Source organism: Streptomyces sporangiiformans (assembly GCF_005768555.2).
GTDB lineage: Bacteria > Actinomycetota > Actinomycetes > Streptomycetales > Streptomycetaceae > Streptomyces > Streptomyces sporangiiformans.
This window is the reverse complement of the sequence record NZ_VCHX02000226.1, coordinates 1-1,219: the sequence shown is the minus strand read 5'-3', so window position 1 is coordinate 1,219 and position 1,219 is coordinate 1. Positions and strand designations below refer to the sequence as shown.

Genomic DNA, 1,219 nt, shown 5'->3' with positions numbered 1-1,219 from the left:
GCGGTCTCCAGGTAGCGCCGCGTCTGGCCGACGGCGTTGTCGCGGTAGGGGGTCGATTCGGTGGTGTAGCGCAGGGCCGAGGCGAAGCCGGTGCGGGTGGCGCCGGGCTCGACCAGGGTGAGGTGAATGTTGAAGTCGGCAACTTCGCGGCTGACGCTCTCGGTGAAGCCTTCCAGCCCCCACTTGCCCGCGTGATAGGAGCTGTGTGTGGGGGTGCCGATCTGGCCGCCCATGCTGGAGATCTGGATGATTCGGCCTCCGCCCTGCTCGCGCATCGGCTTCAGGAAGGCCCGGGTGATCAGCATCGGAGCGAGCAGGAGGACCTCGATCTGGTCGCGGATCTGCTCGACAGTCATCTCCTCGGCGGCGCCCACGACTGCGTATCCGGCGTTGTTGACGACGATGTCCACCGGTGCGGACTGGAGAGTCTTGCCGATCACCTTGTCGATGTCGGCCGACCGGGTGATGTCGAGGGTCTCGAGCGTCAGCCGGTCGCCGTACGTCTCGCGCATGTCTTGCAGAGCTGCGGGGCGGCGGACCGTGGCCGTGACGCGGTCGCCGCGCTGGAGGGCGTGCTCGGTGAGGTGGCGGCCCAGGCCGCCGGAGGCTCCGGTGACGAACCAGTGACGTACTGCCTTGTCGGAGGGAGTGGGCATGGAGTCTCCTGGAGTAGAGTGATACCGGAACGTATTCCGGTTAGGAAGTTAAGCGGAACGCATTCCAGAATGCAACTGGAGACAGGCACCGGAGGAACCCGCATGCCCGCCACCCCCCGCCGGACCAGGAGCGATGCGCTACATAATCGGGAGCGTCTGCTGGAGGTCGCGGCACAAGTCTTCGCCGAGCAGGGGCTGGACGCCGCGCCGGCCGCCATCGCCAAGCAGGCGGGCGTCGGTGTCGGCACGCTCTACCGACACTTCCCGACTCGAGAAGCCCTCATCGACGCCGCCTACCGACACCAACTCACCCGCGTGTGCGAGAAGGCACCAGACCTCCTCGCCCAGCATCCGGCCGCCGAGGCCACCCGGATGTGGATGGAACACTTCCTCGACTACGCCACGGCCAAGAGCGGCATGTCCGCAGCACTCAACGCGGTCATCGCCTCCGGAGTCGACCCATACGCCGACAGCCGCGCACTCCTTACCGACGCCGTCGCCACCCTTCTCGAGGCCGGCGCCCGAGACGGCAGCCTGCGAACCGACGTCACCTCCGACGATGT

Annotated in this window: 2 protein-coding genes; one reads left to right on the top strand and one right to left on the bottom strand. The window is 67.3% G+C overall.

Features of this window, described 5'->3' with window-relative positions; translation table 11 throughout:
• A partial coding sequence (locus FGD71_RS35020; protein WP_119104598.1) for an SDR family NAD(P)-dependent oxidoreductase occupies nt 1-656 on the bottom strand: 656 nt, incomplete at its 3' end.
• Between the two features lie 102 nt (nt 657-758).
• Between FGD71_RS35020 and FGD71_RS35015 the strand changes: the two genes are divergently transcribed.
• On the top strand, nt 759-1,219 hold a 461-nt coding region (locus FGD71_RS35015), incomplete at its 3' end, for a TetR/AcrR family transcriptional regulator (RefSeq protein ID WP_140936023.1).